The organism is Paenibacillus sp. FSL R5-0341 (assembly GCF_037975235.1).
Lineage (GTDB): Bacteria > Bacillota > Bacilli > Paenibacillales > Paenibacillaceae > Paenibacillus > Paenibacillus amylolyticus_A.
The window spans coordinates 792885-811257 of record NZ_CP150241.1 but is presented as its reverse complement, the minus strand read 5'-3'; the positions used below and the strand labels follow the sequence as shown (position 1 = coordinate 811257).

Here is an 18373-nt window from a genome sequence, read left to right as displayed (position 1 = left end):
AACTAGATTGTGATTTTAATCACAAACAAAACGACTTTTGAACTATACAATAAAGACATCAAAGGTGATCACTTAGAAAAAACAAAAACAACACACACTAGATTCCATGAAGGAGTGGTTCATATGTTCAGCTTCAACCAATGGCTTAGAGAAAACAAAGTAGCAATGTGGATTTTGACAGTACTTCGGGTGTATATCGGTTACGATTGGATGACTCACGGATGGAGCAAATTGACCGGCGGATTCCAAGCTGGCGGGTTCCTCGCTGGGGCAGTCGGCAAAGCAACGGGTGAAAACCCTACAGTTCAAGCATGGTGGGGAACATTCCTTGAGAAATTCGCTGTACCAAACGCAGGATTGTTCGACTTCATCATCCCGCTCGGTGAATTCCTTGTAGGTGTAGGACTCATACTCGGATGCTTCACAACACTGGCTGCACTGATGGCTCTCGTGATGAACTTCGCGTTCCTCTTCTCGGGTACAGTAAGCACGAACGCTCAACTGGTTCTGATGCAAATCTTCCTAGTTGTTGCTGGTGCAAATGCTGGTAAAATCGGTCTGGATCACTGGGTACTGCCTTACCTTCGCGGATTGATCACTCGCAACAAAGGCAATCATCCTAAAGACACACCAACGATTAGCCCTACTCAAAAAACAGCTTAAGCAATAGCAATCATTCATCAAATTTTCAGCCCTGCTCTCCATCCCCCGGAGAGCAGGGCTTTTTGCTTTCAAAATTAGCCCGGATGCCCCCGCTTGACTTGCCCTGTCACAGAAAACCGTATTATGATAAACATAAAGTTGAACATCAAAGGAGTACACGATATGCCGACCCAGCGCCGTCTTGAGACTGATGCGGACTTTCAGGAAGCCATGAATATGAAGCATAAGGTTCGAGTTTTCAAAGATAATCACCAGATTGACTCCGGTGGCATCATTATCCGTTTTGACAGCAACACCGTGGTTGTCCAATCCAGTGTCAGTGAACTCGCTTATCATTCGCGTACAGACTGTGAATTGTTTGAAATCCGTAAATAAGGGCCTATTGCACAAATAAATTAGAGCTGGTATCGAAAAAGGTTCCTGTAGCCCCTCAAGCGGGTACAGAAACCTTTTTTTGTTTATTTATTTTAATCGTATACTCTAACCCACGTTATCCATACAAATCTAACTAGTTAGCCATTAATCAGGCTGTTGTCTGTTCCAAGTTACACGCCGTCTCCAAACTGCCAGCAGTTCAAACTGAGCGTTCCGTAAGGATAAGACTGGAATAGACGCTTCGCTGATCTGGACATGTCCGCTGTCCCCATAGCGTAGAACAAAGGTGCCAAGTGTTCTGTACCATAAGACGGAACTGCCGTGCGTGCGTGAGGGGCTTTTTTCTCATATTGAAACAGCTCTCTCGTGTTCCACTGCTCCAAGCGCTCCCCGATCCAGTTATCAAATTCCACTGCCCACTCTTGCGGCTCATCCGTATTGCCCAGCAATCGCAAATTGTGAACCGTTCCACCGCTGCCAATGATCAGCACATCATCATGACGCAGCTGTTCCAGCATTCGGCCAATATCATACTGTTCCTGCGGCGTACGCAGCGAGTCTACAGATACGGCGATCACGGGGATATTAGCCTGGGGGTACATATGTAGCAGCGGTACCCATACGCCATGATCCAGGCCCCGACCTCGAATCGGCTGATGCGCCAGATTGCTGCGGGTGAACAAAGCACATATCTCATTCGCTAGATCTGGCTGCCCAGATGCAGGGTATTCCATGGTATACATCGTAGAGGGAAATCCGTAAAAATCATGCAAGGTCTGATGTGTATCATCCATCGTCACGGACGGTTCAGGACAATCCCAATGCGCCGTAAATACGACAATGGCTTTCGGAGCCGGCAGCCTGTCTCCAAGCTGGTTCAGAAAATGAGTGTAGTCATTGCTCTCCACCGCCAGAGCGGGAGAACCATGCGCAATGAAAAGTGCGGGTAATGTCATTGCTGCCAACCTCCAGACACGGATAGAATGCTTACTCCTCTATTTTACCCCTAAGAAGGTGCTTTTCCAAGCTGACATCCCCAAACAGTTGCAATCCTGCCATTTATATCATCCAGTGCTGCCAATCCTGCTCGATCTTCTGGCGTTCACCCAGCCACTCTCTGGTACGCGTAATCAGCTGTTCCCGCTCTTTACCTGAAGAGAAGGTGTGATCGCCCTGGAAGATGATCTCCTTGTCGCAACGGCCTTCCTGGCGCATCCAAAATACCTTTTGATACAGGAATGCGTAGTCTACAGGGATAATCTCATCTGACGTGCCGTGCACGACGAGAACATCGCCATTAAACTTAACTGCTTCCTGGAATGGCTGTTGTTCAGCGAGTGACTCGAAGAAGGTTGGTGTGAATTTGTATCCGAGATAGTCAGCCGCCCCCAGTTTCACGCCTTCATCGTATACTTCCCGCCCCGTAATCTTCACGATATCATTGAATGGATAACCTACAGAGGACCACATAACCAGATTCTTGACACGTTTGTCGCGCACAGCAGTTAGTAATGCAACTGCACCACCCAGACTATGACCAATTAGTGTAACGCGCGTAGGATCTACATCACTGCAATTCACCGCGTAATCCAGCACCGAGCGGGTCTGTAGCACCATCGACTCCAGTCCCTCTGCTCCATACTCACCACTGCTCTCTCCGCAACCGATGTAATCGAAGCGCAGTACCAGATAACCGTCTTCGGCAAGCTCCCGTGCAGTCTTTACAAACAGACGATCCACGCCGATCCGGCTACCAACGAAGCCGTGGCAGATAACGGCCAGAGGTACTCGTTGCTGACTCTTCTCCTCCTTGATATCTTTCACAACCGGATAATGAATCGTGGCTGTTAATTCTTCCTGTCCATGACGGATACTGATCTGACGTTCCATGCCGATTTCCCCTTTCCATACGAAGCCTGTCGATGTTCTATTTATTAAATATATATAATCCGATAAGTTTAGTGTGCATTAAGATGATAGTAATATATTATCATCCCGCAACCTTCAAGTCAACGTAAGTAAGAACCCTTTGTAACTCTACTGCCAGTCTACATTTTATCGGTAGATGAGCGCAAAAAAATGGGCCAAGCTGGTTACAGCTGGCCCGGATATTTTCTGGACTTCAAACGGCTTGGGTCAAGGATCGCTATTCGTAGCTTCTACGGAACATCTCATGGGTCTCCACCCGTCCATTCCATTCATGTTCGTGACCGGAATCACTGTTGTCCCAGAAACTTCTTCCCCTCAGATTGCCATCTGTCAGCTCTTCTGCATACTCCGTATCCTCCAGGTTCTCCTCAAAGGATACAACCTCGTCCACCACTCCACGGGAGTTGCTGTTCATTAGCAGCTTCCGCGTCAAATCTGTTTGTTTATCCATAACAAGCACACTCCAATCTCGGATTTCTGTTGGAAATGCTACTATTGTGATGGAATCGACTGCTCTTTATGCATACTTCACACAATCGTTAGAACTGGATGATGTGAGGGTATTTTTTTACATGAATCGGGAAAAATAAACCAACAATTATAGGCAGCATGTGCCTCGGAATCCTTCTGCCGAAAGGAATGAATTCATGGGACATCTACTGGAATGGATTCAACATCACGGAAAACTGGTGCTGTTATGCACCTGTGTCATACTGGCCTGTGTATGGATATGGGTCCACCATGAGCAGCTTTTTTATAAGGAATGACTTTGCGAAACGAGAGCCCTTCCCGTATACTAAAATACCGTCAGGGTCTTCATATATTGGGAGATCAGAACGTGTGTAGACAGGGGGAGCAATCATTGGGGATTTCCTACAAGAAGCTTAAAGAAATACAGAATCGGCAAATAACCGAGATGAGTCGGATGACACCTGAAAATGTAAAACTGTATGACCAGATCAGCACAATAGCGCGCCATGCGCCAGCTGACGAGAGAACACAGGAAGAGTGGATTCTCTCCGCAGGAAGAGCGATCGTGCAGGCTCAGAAGGATAATAAGCCCGCTCGCGAGCTATATGGACCTGATCTGGAGCAAGACATCCTTGCACAGCTCGGGGTAACAAATACAGCACCGGAGAAGACGGATGCCGTTGAGGTGGGTAAATCCGATCCAACCCGTGCTACAAGTCCATCCCCTTCAGCGAAAAAGAAAGCCAACGTTGCAGAACCGCAGCCAACTGAGAATCCAGAGCCAGTGAAACGGACACCGAAGTGGTATGCCATGATCGCTTGGGCGGCTTTGTCATTCGTCATGTTAATTCAGGGGTGTGCCGGATTGTTTGTGGGTTGGACTGGCGGAGATACGGAACCGTTCCAACACATTAGTCTTTTCTCTCTAATCGTTGCGGCAGTTGGCGGAATTGCTCTGGTTGAGATGCTTCGCCGCCTTGCAGAGCGACCGGATGATGAAGGAGCGGACAAGAACACCGTACCTAGGGTTAACCTTAAGGGAATCGTCATCTATATCGTAATCGTGGTACTCGTGCTGTTTGTGGGGTATCCATTGCGTGATAAGCTTCCGGTATTTGCACTGGCTCCGTGGGTGAGCGCGGCGATCGGAGTTATTGGACTTGCAACGTTACGTCCTTTCTTTGGAACAAAGAAAACAGGATAACAAGATACATGGACGATTAAGGGGCCTTTTGGGTCCCTTTTTATATTCTGACCCAATTAATCCTTCTGATAATATTCACGCGAAAAAAGGGCACGTGTTTGCTTCACGAATTCGTGAGGTCTTTTTCCATTTGCAGCTGATTGCGATGTTTGATTCCCTTGCCTGGCGTCTCTCCAAATTCCCGCTTGTACATCCGGATGAAATAGTTCACTTCCATGCCTACAGTCTCTGCTGCCTCCCTTACACTAGCTCTTGGATGCTTATCCAGCCAGTCTGAAGCCTTCTGCAAACGTAATCGCTGCATATATTGATGCCCTGTGACATCATAATGCTGATGAAATAACCGATTGAGATGCTGCACCGAGTAACCCACCGCGTCAGCTACATGCTTCAATAACAGATCGTCCTGATAATGTGTATGCATCAATGCTACTGCTCGGATGAGTGCATCTTTGCCCGGATCAGACTCTCGATTAGAGTATGTTATAGTCTCGCCCTGCGCCGTAGATGATCCAATACCTACGCTACCAACATCAGAGGGATTTTTAGATTGCGCTATATCCAGAATGAGTTGGTAGATCAGCGTTGATGTGTTCCACATCTCCGTTGCTCCTTGATCCAGCGCGTGCCAGAGATTGGTCATTCGTGACCAGATGATTTCAAAACCGGAGATATGGCACGGCTCGATCTGAAGCAAACCCGTGGATTGTAGTACCGATTCAGCTGATACACCGCCAATACCGATGTAGCCCAGTTCACCGCTTGTTTTCGAATGCGGCACATACTCATGCGCCACTCCGGGTTCCACGATGAATAATTGCCCTGCTCCCATGGTCCATGTTCCTTTTCCCGGAATCCTAAACTGCCCTTCACCGCGTGACAAAAACAACTGATACACCGGAAATCCATCCGGTCTATGCAGACCTTTCTCTTCCTGCGTGCCCACACAATACAGGTATAGCGGCAACCGGGAATCCGGCAGACCCGTCAAACGAAATGCAAGCATTCCATCATTCCTTTCGGCTCATAGGCTTCTACATAAAGTGAACTAAAGATATTTACACTGGCCACTCCGATGACAGAACAACCTTCCGATCGCTGTTATCCCCAGATTTTTTTTGGTTTTCCTTTTTTAAAAGGTAAAATCCGGGGATAAAGGCGCACGCTTCGCTTCCTCAGGTTATTTCTGTCCTCTCCGTTTCGTGTAAATGTAAGTTCAATCTATATAGCCAATTTCCCTTTATTATCCATTATTTGTTCACGATGTAACAATGGTCTTAGGAACCTTTTTGGCGACAATTTTTTTATCAAGTGAATTGCCGCGAGGATGTTAAGCGGTGTCTACGCGGGAATATTAAAAACTCCCTTTCCGGTTGGAAAGGGAGTTAATGGCTTTAAATTCCTAAAAATTAATTACCCAGTATGCGTTTCAACCGCATTTGTCTATCCGGATTCATGAACCTGGCGTAGAGAGGTCTGCAGCAGATGATTGAGTGCCATTACCACCTGAATTTCCCGCGCCCGGATTGTCAGTTCCCTGACCATTGCCAGAAGAAGCTGGCAAAATCTCAAATGTGCCTTCTGCACTGACAGATGTATATTTCGTCGGCTCACTCACCACTGAGACTACCAAAACTTTGTATTTACCCGCTCCAAAAGCCATATTATTTGAATCATTGGCGGAATTTCCAATATCCACTATTGCTGTCCCTGAAGAAGTACCACCTACACTAACATCTGTTAAAACTCTCCCAGTAGTTCCTGAGCTGCTCTCTTCTTTAATGATATACACATCGTAACGAGCGATGCCTACTTCATTTGGCTTAGTGAAACTTATATTAATGGAAGAAGTACTTACAGTTGTTTTTAGATCTATTACCTTATCGACAGTCGTTGCTTCCTGTTTTTTTGCTTTAATTATGAAAGGTGTCGACGTAGTTATATTTGATTCCCTTTTACCATCAGATGATTCGGATAAAATAACAACCTTGTATGTTCCAGCTTTGATCTCGTCACCATTACTATCGGATAAAGAAATAGGAAGTTCTGTAACTGTACTTGTAGAAACATCGAGTGAATTGCTGGATTTCGCAGTTTTTTTGGCCGCATTTAGATCGAAAGTTGTAGATGCAGGTACTACCATTAACACATAACGTCCAATGGCTTGATCAGGGACTGGTTTTGTATATGTCACTTTTACATCGGTAGCATTACCTGCAGCTTGCTCTTCTTTCTTAACTTCAACGTTAGTAATTGTAACTTTCCCAACTTCACTAGTTACAGACAACCTAACATCATAATAAACCGTAGATAGAGCATTCGAAATAGTACCGGTATTGCTCACCGCCAGTACAAATATACGATAGTCTTCATCATTACGAATATTTGTACCATCTGTCGTTTTAGCATTCTCTAAAGTCAAAATGTAGTCTCCGCTTCCTGCATTTTTACTCTGGAGGGTAAAATTAGGATTCCGATTCGCTTCTGCCAGATCAAATCCACTTACATTCGTTTTCTTTACCACGAATACACGGTAGTGATGAACATTAGTCTCATTCGCCGATCTATTAAACTTCACACTTATGTCACTACCATTACCATTATCGCCGATATCTGTTGCTGTAATGCTTGTTGGTGCAGTCAACGCAGCAGTTTTGGATAATGTGATTAATGCTGAATAACTTGATATTGCGTTTTGGCTAGCGTTCCCACTGTTGCTCACCGATACAACAAAGACACGATAACTAACACCTTCTTGGACCTTAGAACCGCTTGTATCATATGCATTCGGAAGTGTAACTGACAGGTTACCACCCGTTTTGTTCACCTGCGTGTAGTTGTTCGATGCATTAGCTGCGCTTAGCGTAAAGCTACCCACATTAGCGGAACGAACTACATATACTCGGTAAGCAGAGATTCTGGATTCATCCGCAGCTTTGTTGAAAGAAACCCGCAGATCACGCCCATCAGCATAGTCGCTGATATCCGCAACAGCCAGGTTGCTAATCACTCCCGCGTTACCGTTCGTTGTCAGTCTCAGCACAGTGGAGGAAGCAGACAGCGCATTGGTGTATCCATTTTGCTGATTGCCAACAGCCATCACGAAGATGCGATAATCTTGCAGATTCGTTACGTTATAGCCACTTGTGTCCTTCATGGATGAAGGCAAAGTCGTTGTAATGTTGTTACCAGTTTTGTTCACTGTGTAGTACAGACTGGAGGACAGGTTACTTGCTGTCGCCAAATTGAAGCTGCTGGCAACCGAGTTACGCACCACGAAGACACGATAGTTTGCCACCTTGGACTCATCCGATGAGCGGTTGAAACTCACTTGAATATCACGTCCATCCCCATAATCGGAGTTATCTCTAACCTGTGTAATTACTGGAGACGTTGCTGTGTTCACGGACAGCGTAAGTGAAGATGATGCTGCAGACAACTTGCTGTCTGTTGTTGCTTCATTCGTACTTACCGACAGGATGTAGACAACATACGCTGTGTTACTTTTAATCAATTCGCCTGACGTATCCCGTGTTGAAGAAGTCAGCTGGCTCTTGACCGCAGCAGTGTTGCCTTTGTAAATGATCGTGGAGTTTGCACTGGACACCTTGTTCGCTGCAGCCAGATTGAATGCGGAGGAGTCCTTCGCTTTGACTACAAAAGCACGATAATACGTAATATTCGATGTCGTGCTCGGCTGCGTGAAGTTGATCTCCAGATCGCGGCCATCGCCATAGTCGCTAATATCTGCAGCGCGCAGGCTTGTAACCGCCTGTACTGTGGATTTCACATTATTAAGTTTCAATGCTTGGGAAGACCAATTCAATGCATTTTTATAATTATTGTTGCTGTTTCCAACAGTCAGTACATACAGGCGATACGTTTCATTGCTATTGAGCAAATCCCCGTTTACGTCACGCGTCTGTGCATTAAGCGTCAGTTTCGGGTTGCTGCCATTCGGTGTAACGGATGTATAGTTCGCAGCAGGTACGGCAGTTGCTGAGGACTCCGTGAAGCTATTCACATCGCGAGTTTTCACCAGCATAATTCGGTACGCAGATACTGCACTCTCTGAAGTTGGACGTGTGAAGCTCACGGTCAGATCACGACCATCCCCATTACTTCCGGATACCGAACCATAGATGTTCCATGCAGCATATTGTGTCTCATCCACTGGAGGCGTTGCCGTTGTCTTGATATCTACACGCTGATTGCGCGAGTTCCAGAATACTTTCTCTCCAAAAGCTTCACTGACAAAACGAATGGGAACCATCGTGTTGCCCTTGATCGTGTTCGCAGGTACATCCAGTGAGATCGCTTCCCCGTTGATGTATGCCGTTTTGGAACCGAGTGTCAACGTAACTTCCTGATCGTCGCGAGTTGCAACAATCGTTTTGGTTCTGTTGGTGTACTGTACCTTCGCATCCAATCCTTCAAAAATCGACCGAAGTGGAACCAGTACGCGTCCACCTTTCATGACAGGTGCCTGAGCAGATGATAACTCTGCATCATTAATATATATACTGATTCTCGCAGCTGCATCCATAACCGACGTTGGAAGTGCGGACATCAGCATAGCTGATACAGCCAGCGCTGACATGACCTTCTTCACTTGTTTTCCTCCCGCTTTCCTCATCTCCCATATCCCCATTCTCGCAATTAGTTAACATCGAAATAGTTTTCGCTGTTCATTTCATTTAATTCCTGTATTTACCTATGCACAACTAAGACGTTCCGATCAGCTTAAAAGTTTCCAGTTGTACAAAAAATATTTTCGCAGAAATATTCCTCTATCTTCCACCCTCCAAAAGTTAAAAATAACAGAAGAATTTGTCACCATTCCGCAACCACATCCTGCACCAATTGGGTTAATGTATAGTGACTAGTGAACAACGCCTATCATTTTCTTAACTACGGGAGGTTCATATCTATGACATCATCGTTCCACTCTGCCAAACGTAAAGGCATGCGCACCTTCATTACAGCTACCGCCATCGTCATGCTGCTCCAAACGACCGTAGCTCCATTATCTGGAGTCGCTGCTGCCGCATCTTCCAGTACAGATACCAAAGTCACGACTGCCAGTTCAACAACCATATATAAAACATTTCAGTCCATGCTCTACAAAAAGAACGGCTTACCTGCCGCAGATACCTATCTCGAATCTCATATCAATCAAGTCACCACTCATCATGCAACTCTGATGGTCTTACAACTGGAAAATGCCCGCAATAAGGCGTTAACAGCCATGACGGACCGTCTACTGGTGCCTAATGTTCAAGACAAGATGATCAAGGCCTACAAGTGGAATGATAGCTTCACCCAACTGATGAGCCGCACCAACGACGCCAGTCTGCGTGCACTGCTCCAGCAAGCACGGGATAGCGGTTATCGCCTGGTCATGCTGGAAGGTTCCCTCTATCCGATCATGAATTATATGGCTTTTCAGAAATATATCTCGTACGTGAAACCTGACATCAAACAATACATCAATATCATGGCAGTCGAAACCAGTAACCTTGCCGCAGATGATGGTGCACTGGTCATTGGCTATCAGGAAATACTCAATCGCGCTATGAATCAGGAACGATTCCTGGACGAATATTCGAAGTCCAATCGGGTAAAACAAGTGAACAACCTGATGAATAACTATACCTTATATACGTTTTATGGCCTGAATAATACGCCTCTATTTGACTATGAAACGAATAAAATGACTGCCAATGCCCAGAAAGGTTACAAAGCTGTCTTACAACGTAACTCATCTGAAGATAGTGCCTTCCTAACCAAACTTGAGAAGTTCATGGATATCGTCACCGACGCCAAATTCGAGAAAACGACTGCTGTCGAGAAATGGTTGGAGCAGAACATCCCGGTCAGCGATTATGCAAATTTTTGAGTTAATCCGTTCCCCTAGTTAATATTCGGGCCAAGCCAAAACTCGGGCTCAATTCCAACATATCACCACGACAAAAACCGCTACAGGATTCTCCCTGTGGCGGTTTCTTCTTGTTTCTATAGTCAAAAAACTGTCTGAACCCGTCAGCTCCCTGCTCTATTGAATCGGTTTGACCATATGATCATACTCATGTCCTGCGATGACAATCACATCGTCTTTGACATATCCCTGCCGTTCGTACAGCATTAACGCACGTCCGTTGTCCCGCTCTACAATCAGGGATACCTGCGAGTGACCCAGATCTCTGCCCTGCTGCTCAAAAGCAGCCATCAGTGCCCGGCCGATGCCCTGCCCCTGATAAGCTTCACTTACCGAGAGAGTATCCAGATAATACTCACCAGGACGGGTTTCTTTGACCAAAGTATACTTCTCATCCTGATTTCGTCCAGGACGATTCAGAATCGGCTGATCCAGAAGATCCGCTTCACCGCCATCATAGGCCACTAGAATCCCCGCGATTAGTCCATCCTGCTCCATCACCGTTACATGACGATAGCTAATCCGGTTGTTTTCCTGTACATAGAACTCCTGCAAAATCTGCATCGCCTTCTCATGATCCGCCTCACCCGCAAGCGCATATGCAATATCCCCTATCGCCTGATACAGTAACGGAATGACCCGATCTGCATCTTCTATACGCGCAGGTCTGATCAGAGGAGATGTTTCTTGGTGATCTGATTGCATACTGGAATGATTCATCAGATTAACATGTTGAACAGATTGAGATTTTTGTTCAGCTCGGTATAGGCGATACCTTTGCGGTTCATACGTTCAATGAGTGGTTGGTAATCTTCCTTGTACATCAGCTCGATCCCCACCAAGGCAGGGCCATTTTCCTTATCATGCTTTTTCGTATATTCAAATCGCGTGATATCATCATTCTTCCCTAGAACTTCCTCCAGGAATTCACGTAAAGCTCCTGCACGCTGCGGGAAATTAACCATGAAATAATATTTCAGACCTTCATAGATCAGGGAACGTTCCTTGATCTCCTGCATCCGGTCGATGTCATTGTTCCCACCGCTAATAACGCAGACCACCGTCTTGCCCACAATTTGTTCACGATACTGCTCAAGCGCCGCAACAGCCAAGGAACCGGCAGGCTCGACAACGATCGCATTTTCATTATATAGCTCCAGAATGGTTGTGCAGGCTTTGCCTTCTGGCACTTTCACAATATCATCCAGTGCGCTACTACAGATCTCAAAGGTCAGATCACCGACCCGTTTCACCGCTGCGCCATCCACGAATTTATCAATATCATCCAGCGTAACAACCTGTTTACGGAACATCGCCTCACTCATGGAAGCTGCCCCGAGTGGCTCAACACCAATGATGCGTGTCTCCGGACTCACGGTCTTCATATAGGTTCCCACGCCGGCTGCCAACCCACCGCCACCAATCGTAACGAACACATAGTCGGCATTCTCATCGAGACTTTCCATGATTTCCATCGCTACCGTACCATTACCTGCAATAATCTTGGGTTGATCAAAAGGATGGATGAACGTCATACCCTGTTCGTCACATGCACGCATCGCTTCTGCGTATGCATCATCATACGTATCCCCGATCAGCACCACTTCAACGTTGTCTCCTCCAAAGCGTCGTACCTGCTTCACCTTCTGGTTCGGCGTTGTACTCGGCATGAAGATTTTGCCGTTGATTCCGAGTGCATTACAGCTAAAAGCAACACCCTGAGCATGGTTGCCCGCACTTGCACAGACAATACCCTTCTCCATCTCGGCTGGTGTCAGACTGCGAATCATATTATAGGCGCCCCGAATTTTGAACGAGCGCACCACTTGAAGGTCTTCCCTTTTCAGATACACATTACAGTTATATTTGGCCGACAATACAGCATCCCGCTGCAACGGCGTTCTTACAATGACCTCACGCAGCACATGATGTGCGCGCACGATATCTTCCATGCCAACACTGGCACGACCGGGACTTGTGGTTCCCGTTGGTTCTTGTTCAACTGGTTTCATGTTGTCTCCACACTCCGCTTTTATGGTCTAGCAATGTCGCGCACTGCTTTTCTTTGTATTGTATCACTTTTGTTCTGTTCTTGCGCCTGAGCTCACATCATTTATCATTCGTACAGTTTCATCAATAATAACCTGAGGGTCTGTAAACATAACCATATGACCCGATTGATCCGCCCCAATCCATCTCGCATTGGACAGCTGGCTCACCGTCTGGTGATGCGCCGTGATGAGAGCAGGTCTGATTTTCGCTTCTCCCTTGCCCGGTTTCGTACCCGAGATCACGCTGACTTCCAGATCACCCAGAGCCGGAGGATGTTCCAGCAACGCTGCCATGTCATCCAGAAATGTTTTGCCTTCCGCAAGCATCGTGCTGGCTGCCCGTACAGTGAAATCCTCCTTGAGGTGATCCGCTGCCACATCGTCAGGCTGAATGATTCCCGCTTTGCTACCGAGCAACTTATATAAGCCCGTACGCGCCATGATTGGAATAATGAAACCATTGATGGCAAAGCTCTTTTTAGTAAGCTTGGAAAAATACATTTCACAATGCTCGTCTGATGGATCTACCAGAATAATGCCACGTAATCGAGATAGATGTGCAGCTGCCGTAGCCCGTACAATCGGACCTCCCCAGCTATGTCCAACCAGAATGAATGGGCCCGGGCCCAGAGCTGTCAGCAGTTCTCCAAGATCCTCTGCAATGCGTTCAAGGCTGCGGGGAGCAGAGTCGATATCACTTCGTCCCGCCCCAGCCCTGTCATACACGACTGCACGTACATGCTCAGCAATGGCAGGTGCAACCAGTCCCCAATTCGATCTGGAGGCGCCCATACCGGATTCAAACACCACCGTCAGTTCTCCTGTTCCCCTGGACATATAATGTAGTTTGCGACCATCACGGGTCTGAACAAACGCACTTGAACCAAACGTATGTGAGCTAGGGTTAGGATTCATATTCCCCTCCTGATTACAAGCATAGTCATCTTTCACCGAATCTAATTGAAAATGATTATCAATTACTTCATTATAGAATAATCTATGCTATACGACAACCATATTGCTTCATCAAGTTACAGCAGTCCTGCGCCTCTGTCACGTTGCAAGGATTATCCCTATCCCACCGTTTCTTTAACCCTCCTTTTACTTATGCAAAAAAGAAAACCCGATCCATGATCGGATCGGGTAACTGTCCCAGCACTATGCGGCTGGCCATCATATACACATTCTTGTTGCTTCGTGCGCAGTTCCTGCACGGATTGCACAATCGCTGAATCCAAGGATGGACAAATCTCGGTTTAAGGGTACCGACCCTTATCCTCGAATACCATGATCCTTGTTGTTCAACTGCTCCAGAAGCTCATTCATCGCTTCTTCCGTCATGGCCCCACCGCTAAACGCAACAAGTGCACGCAGCGGCATATATTTCATCATCGCATCCATCATATCCGCGTGATCCCCAGCATCATCACCGCCAAATCCACTGGCCTCCTGGAATTGCTGCAAAGCCTGTTCCAGCAGCTGTTTATGGGCCGGATCACGTTGTATATCCCCCAATGTACTATTACGCGTGTAGGTTGGCAGGAATGTCGCTGTAGACTCTACGTTCACACGTGTGTGAACATGAATGTCCCGTGAGGAACTGCCTATCTGAATCTCGAACTCTCCGGTCTCCACATGCCAGTCCTTCATATCCACGTTGTAATAGGCGAATGAACGCTTGTTTAGTGTAAAGCTCACCACTTCGGATTCTCCAGGTTCCAGAGCCACTTTGGCAAAAGCTTTCAGTTCTTTGACCGGACGAATAACTGTGCTCTCTACATCGCTGACATACAGCTGCACAATTTCCTTGCCTGCTCGGTCTCCGGTATTGGTAACCCGAACATGCACATTCACTTCATCCTGATCGGTCAGTTCTGTGCGATCTACCTTCAGATCAGCATATTCAAATGTCGTGTAACTCAGTCCATAGCCAAACGGGAACAGTGGCTCCAGCTCTTTTTTATCATAATAGCGATAACCAACAAAGATACCCTCCCGGTAATCGACACGATCCCCTTCACCAGGGAAATTCAAATAAGATGGATTATGGCTGAGCTTGGCAGGGAACGTCTCCGCCAGTTTACCGGATGGATTCACCTCTCCATACAACAGATCTGCGATCGCTCCACCAACGGCCTGTCCACCAAGATAAGCTTCGAGCACCGCTTGTACTTTCGGCAGCCATGGCATTTCCACGGGAGATCCGTTGCTCAGCACAACGACCACACGTGATTGAACCTTAGCAATCTCTTCGATTAACCGAATATGATTGTCAGGCAGACGCAGATGCGCACGGTCATACCCTTCGGATTCATAACGATCCGGCAATCCAACGAACACCACGGCGGTATCCGCTGACTGTGCGGCCTGAACAGCCTCATGCATTAACGTTTCATCCACATCATCCGCTTCAATCCGATAACCCGGAGCATAGGAGAAGGTTACACCTTCGCCAGCCACCTGTGTCATTTCTTTCACAATATCATCCACTTTGGTCGGATTAATGTGGGAACTGCCGCCGCCCTGGAAGCGGGGTTTACGGGCAAATGCTCCGATTAACGCCACTTCGCCTTCACGGCCCAGCGGCAGGAGACCTTCTTCATTTTTCAACAAAACCATACTCTCGGCTGCTACCTTGCGCGCAAGTTGGTGATGCTCATCCTTGTTATATGTAGCCCCTTCTTGCTTTTGATCAACGGCATTGAAGATCAGCTTAAGTAGACGCTCCACTGCCCGATCCAGCTTGTCCAGCGGCAGTTGTCCGCTCTCTACGGCATCAATCACTTTACGCTCACCGATTCCACCGCTTGTTGGCATCTCCAGTTCCAGTCCTGCTGCAAGGGCGTCTGCACGTTCATTGACCGCACCCCAGTCTGATACCACAAGACCTTCGTGACCCCATTCGTCTTTCAGGATATCCGTAAGCAACCATTCATTCTCACCTGCATACGTACCGTTCACCTTGTTGTACGAACACATCACCGTCCACGGCTGTCCATCCTTCACCGCACCTTCGAAGCTCGCCAGATAAATCTCGCGCAACGTCCGTTCATCTACCACCGCATCAATCGACATGCGCCGCTCTTCCTGATTATTGACTGCAAAGTGTTTGAGAGACGTACCCACACCCTGACTCTGCACACCTTGAATATGACCGGTAGCCATCTGCGTAGATAACAACGGATCTTCGGAAAAGTATTCAAAATTACGCCCGCCCAGCGGGGAACGTTTAATGTTTACACCCGGCCCAAGCAGTACCGCTACATCTTCGGCCTGACATTCCTCACCCAAGGCCACTCCTACCTGACGCGCCAGCTCCTTGTCCCATGAACTAGCCAATCCTGCCGCAGATGGGAAACAGGTTGCAGGCACGCTCGACGTTAAACCCAGATGATCTGCACTCCCATCCTGTTTGCGTAACCCATGAGGTCCGTCCGTCACCATGACGGATGGAATGCCAAGACGCTCCACCCCTTTCAGATGCCAAAAGTCCAGTCCCGAGCACATACCCGCTTTTTCTTCCAGTGTCATCCGCTGTACCAGTTCTTTGATGTTACGTTCCACATTAACCCCTCCAGTTCATGATGTTGATGCATAGCTATATCACTAAGCATACAAGGTTATCTACCACACATTCAAATGTTTACCCGGTTAGTAACGGTTACATAACACCAGACAATCATTTCCTCTTCCTGACCATGATAAATAAAAAGAAAAAACAGCCCGATCTTCACGATCAGGCTGTCTTCACCTGTTTCATAACCGTCTATCCAGCCAATTTACGCCTGTGTCTTAAACCAAGCTGCCGCAGCTTCTGCCTCGGTACGAGTCAACTGATGACCTTGACGCTCCAAATGCGTGTTTACATCGGCACCTGCACCGCTCAGCAGCGAAGCAAGTTCCTCGGTTTCACGTCTTGGTACAATCGGATCGTTCTCGCCCGCACCAATGAACACAGGCAGACCTTTCAGATCCGGCAATTCCAGTCCGCGCAGCGGTACCATCGGATGATGCAGAATTGCACCTTTGAATACATCCGCTTGATGGAAGATCAGGCTCGCCGCAATGTTGGCGCCATTAGAGTAGCCCAGTGCATACACGTTGGAACGGTCGAAGCCATATTCCACCGCAGCTGCATCTACGAAAGATCCCAACTCCGCCGTACGAGCAATCAGGTCCTCTTCATCAAAAATGCCTTCGGCCAGACGACGGAAGAAACGGGGCATCCCGTTCTCCGATACGTTCCCCCGCACCCCAAGAATGCCAGCTCCTGGTGCGATCATCTCCGCCAGACCGATCAGATCGTTCTCGGTTCCTCCTGTACCGTGAAGCAACAGAATTGTTGGCGCATCCGGCTGAGCACCTGCTTTATAGATGTGTTTCATTGTATTGGTTGTGGTCATGATTTGGACTCTCCTTTCCATTCACGTACTTCAATTCGTGGCAACAATTGTTCAATCTGCTCACGCTGTGTCTCATACCATTCAGGCAACATCAGTTTCTCGCCCATGCTCTCTGCTGGTTCATCCCGTGCAAATCCCGGAGGATCCGTAGCCAATTCGAACAGTATGCCTCCCGGCTCCCGGAAATACACAGCGTTGAAGTATTGACGGTCAATGACTGGCGTTGGATGATATCCGGATTGTTCAAGATCCTGCTGGATTTGTTCATGCTCTACATAATCTTTTGCACGCCATGCAATATGGTGAACCGTTCCGGCTCCGCCAATCCCGCGTTGGATGCCTGTAGACTGAATATCGATGATCTGGCCAATATCGCCACTTGCCTGAAGACGAAGGAGTCCGTCCTCTTCGCCAACCTGCTCCAGACCCAGTTTGCTCACCAATACGTCCATGGTTTTCTCAGGAACATGACTGAACAATACGGCACCGCCGAATCCTTTGATGGCATGCTCTGGTGTTACACCGTTGAAAGACCATTTGCTTGGCTGACCACATTCGCGTTCAACCAGTTCAAGCAGCAGACCACCTTTGTCGAAGAAACGAATGTACTGCTCACCGAATCTCGTTTTATTTTCATATGGAATATCGAAGGAAGCAAGACGTTTTTTCCAGAATGGCAGGCTGCCCACAGGAACCGCATATACGGTAACTCCAGTCTGACCTGAACCAATGACACCTCTTCTTGAATTCTGCTGTGGGAAAAAGGTGATAATTGTGCCCGGTGCACCCTGCTCGTTTCCGTAATACAAGTGATACACGTCTGGTGCATCAAAGTTAATAGTTTTTTTCACCAGTCTGAGCGCCAACACCCCTGCGTAAAAATCAACGTTTTTCTGCGCATCGTCAACAAAAGCTGTAATATGATGAATTCCTGAAGTTCTGAACATAATCTCCACTCCCTTGGTTTATTTACACAGGCACTACGATGACAGAATAACCTTCCAATCGCTGTTATCCCCAGATTTTTTTGATTTCTTTTCCTAAGGGAAAATCCGGGGATAAAGGCGAACGCTTCGCTTTTTCAGGTTTTTTCTGTCCTCTTCGTTACGTGTAAGTTATTATTTCGACTTATTTAGCTTCTTTTATTTATTTCGTTTTTGTTATTTATCTTTAAATTAAGATTCTTTAAATTTATATTAATCCATTGCAAAGCAATATGCAAGCATTTATTTCAAAATTAAGATTCCACAACAAAAAACAGGCCCCGATCACATCGGGAGCCTGCTCGTTAAAACGATTACGTCGCTTTGCTCATCCTGTCTTACCTTTGTACCAATGC

General features: G+C 47.1%; 15 protein-coding genes. 4 read left to right on the top strand and 11 right to left on the bottom strand.

The features are described from left to right. Nucleotides 1-123 precede the first annotated feature (123 nt). The gene (locus MKX75_RS03760; RefSeq protein WP_215078003.1) at nt 124-663 is read left to right on the top strand and encodes a DoxX family protein; all 540 of its coding nucleotides are present in this window, start codon (nt 124-126) and stop codon (nt 661-663) included. A gap of 162 nt (nt 664-825) precedes the next feature. Then, nucleotides 826-1038 (top strand): hypothetical protein, encoded by a 213-nt coding sequence (locus MKX75_RS03755; protein WP_145152891.1) that lies wholly within the window; start codon nt 826-828, stop codon nt 1036-1038. Between the two features lie 170 nt (nt 1039-1208). Here MKX75_RS03755 and MKX75_RS03750 read toward each other — a convergent pair whose 3' ends face one another. From MKX75_RS03750 to MKX75_RS03740, 3 genes are all read right to left on the bottom strand, one after another. Further along, nucleotides 1209-1994, bottom strand: a complete 786-nt coding sequence (locus MKX75_RS03750; protein ID WP_339168459.1) for a class III extradiol ring-cleavage dioxygenase — start codon at nt 1992-1994, stop codon at nt 1209-1211. A gap of 103 nt (nt 1995-2097) precedes the next feature. After that, the gene (locus MKX75_RS03745) at nt 2098-2928 is read right to left on the bottom strand and encodes an alpha/beta fold hydrolase (protein ID WP_062836226.1); all 831 of its coding nucleotides are present in this window, start codon (nt 2926-2928) and stop codon (nt 2098-2100) included. 256 nt (nt 2929-3184) lie between these two features. Next, a complete protein-coding gene (locus tag MKX75_RS03740; protein WP_339168458.1) occupies nt 3185-3418 on the bottom strand; it encodes a hypothetical protein in 234 nt (77 codons plus the stop codon). 411 nt (nt 3419-3829) lie between these two features. On the opposite strand from MKX75_RS03740, the gene MKX75_RS03735 reads away from it, so the two are divergent. Continuing rightward, entirely contained in the window at nt 3830-4642 is an 813-nt protein-coding gene (locus tag MKX75_RS03735; protein WP_339168457.1) for a hypothetical protein, read from the top strand. A 103-nt stretch (nt 4643-4745) separates the two neighbouring features. Here the strand turns inward: MKX75_RS03735 and MKX75_RS03730 are convergent, their stop codons facing one another. After that, nucleotides 4746-5648 carry an AraC family transcriptional regulator gene (locus tag MKX75_RS03730; RefSeq protein ID WP_339168456.1) on the bottom strand — a complete coding sequence of 301 codons (903 nt, stop codon included), beginning with the start codon at nt 5646-5648 and terminating at the stop codon, nt 4746-4748. A gap of 447 nt (nt 5649-6095) precedes the next feature. After that, complete coding sequence (locus MKX75_RS03725; RefSeq protein ID WP_339168455.1) at nt 6096-9254, bottom strand: copper amine oxidase N-terminal domain-containing protein; 3159 nt, start codon at nt 9252-9254, stop codon at nt 6096-6098. A gap of 318 nt (nt 9255-9572) precedes the next feature. On the opposite strand from MKX75_RS03725, the gene MKX75_RS03720 reads away from it, so the two are divergent. Further along, nucleotides 9573-10541: a hypothetical protein gene (locus tag MKX75_RS03720; RefSeq protein WP_339168454.1), complete on the top strand. Its 969-nt coding sequence runs from the start codon at nt 9573-9575 to the stop codon at nt 10539-10541. A 156-nt stretch (nt 10542-10697) separates the two neighbouring features. On the opposite strand, the gene MKX75_RS03715 is transcribed toward MKX75_RS03720, so the two are convergent. The 6 genes from MKX75_RS03715 to MKX75_RS03690 all read right to left on the bottom strand — a co-directional run bounded on the left by MKX75_RS03715 (nt 10698) and on the right by MKX75_RS03690 (nt 17984). Then, nucleotides 10698-11300 (bottom strand): GNAT family N-acetyltransferase, encoded by a 603-nt coding sequence (locus tag MKX75_RS03715; protein ID WP_339168453.1) that lies wholly within the window; start codon nt 11298-11300, stop codon nt 10698-10700. Then, complete coding sequence (ilvA, locus tag MKX75_RS03710) at nt 11300-12592, bottom strand: threonine ammonia-lyase IlvA (protein ID WP_339168452.1); 1293 nt, start codon at nt 12590-12592, stop codon at nt 11300-11302. The genes MKX75_RS03715 and ilvA overlap by 1 nt, the downstream gene beginning before the upstream one ends. Before the next feature lie 63 nt (nt 12593-12655). Further along, nucleotides 12656-13546, bottom strand: a complete 891-nt coding sequence (locus MKX75_RS03705; RefSeq protein ID WP_339168451.1) for an alpha/beta hydrolase — start codon at nt 13544-13546, stop codon at nt 12656-12658. A 357-nt stretch (nt 13547-13903) separates the two neighbouring features. After that, nucleotides 13904-16195 (bottom strand): glycoside hydrolase family 3 C-terminal domain-containing protein, encoded by a 2292-nt coding sequence (locus MKX75_RS03700; protein ID WP_339168449.1) that lies wholly within the window; start codon nt 16193-16195, stop codon nt 13904-13906. 215 nt (nt 16196-16410) lie between these two features. Beyond that, nucleotides 16411-17016 (bottom strand): alpha/beta hydrolase, encoded by a 606-nt coding sequence (locus MKX75_RS03695; protein ID WP_339170326.1) that lies wholly within the window; start codon nt 17014-17016, stop codon nt 16411-16413. Nucleotides 17017-17030: 14 nt separating this feature from the next. Next, nucleotides 17031-17984 (bottom strand): ring-cleaving dioxygenase, encoded by a 954-nt coding sequence (locus MKX75_RS03690; RefSeq protein WP_339170324.1) that lies wholly within the window; start codon nt 17982-17984, stop codon nt 17031-17033. Nucleotides 17985-18373: the final 389 nt, after the last annotated feature.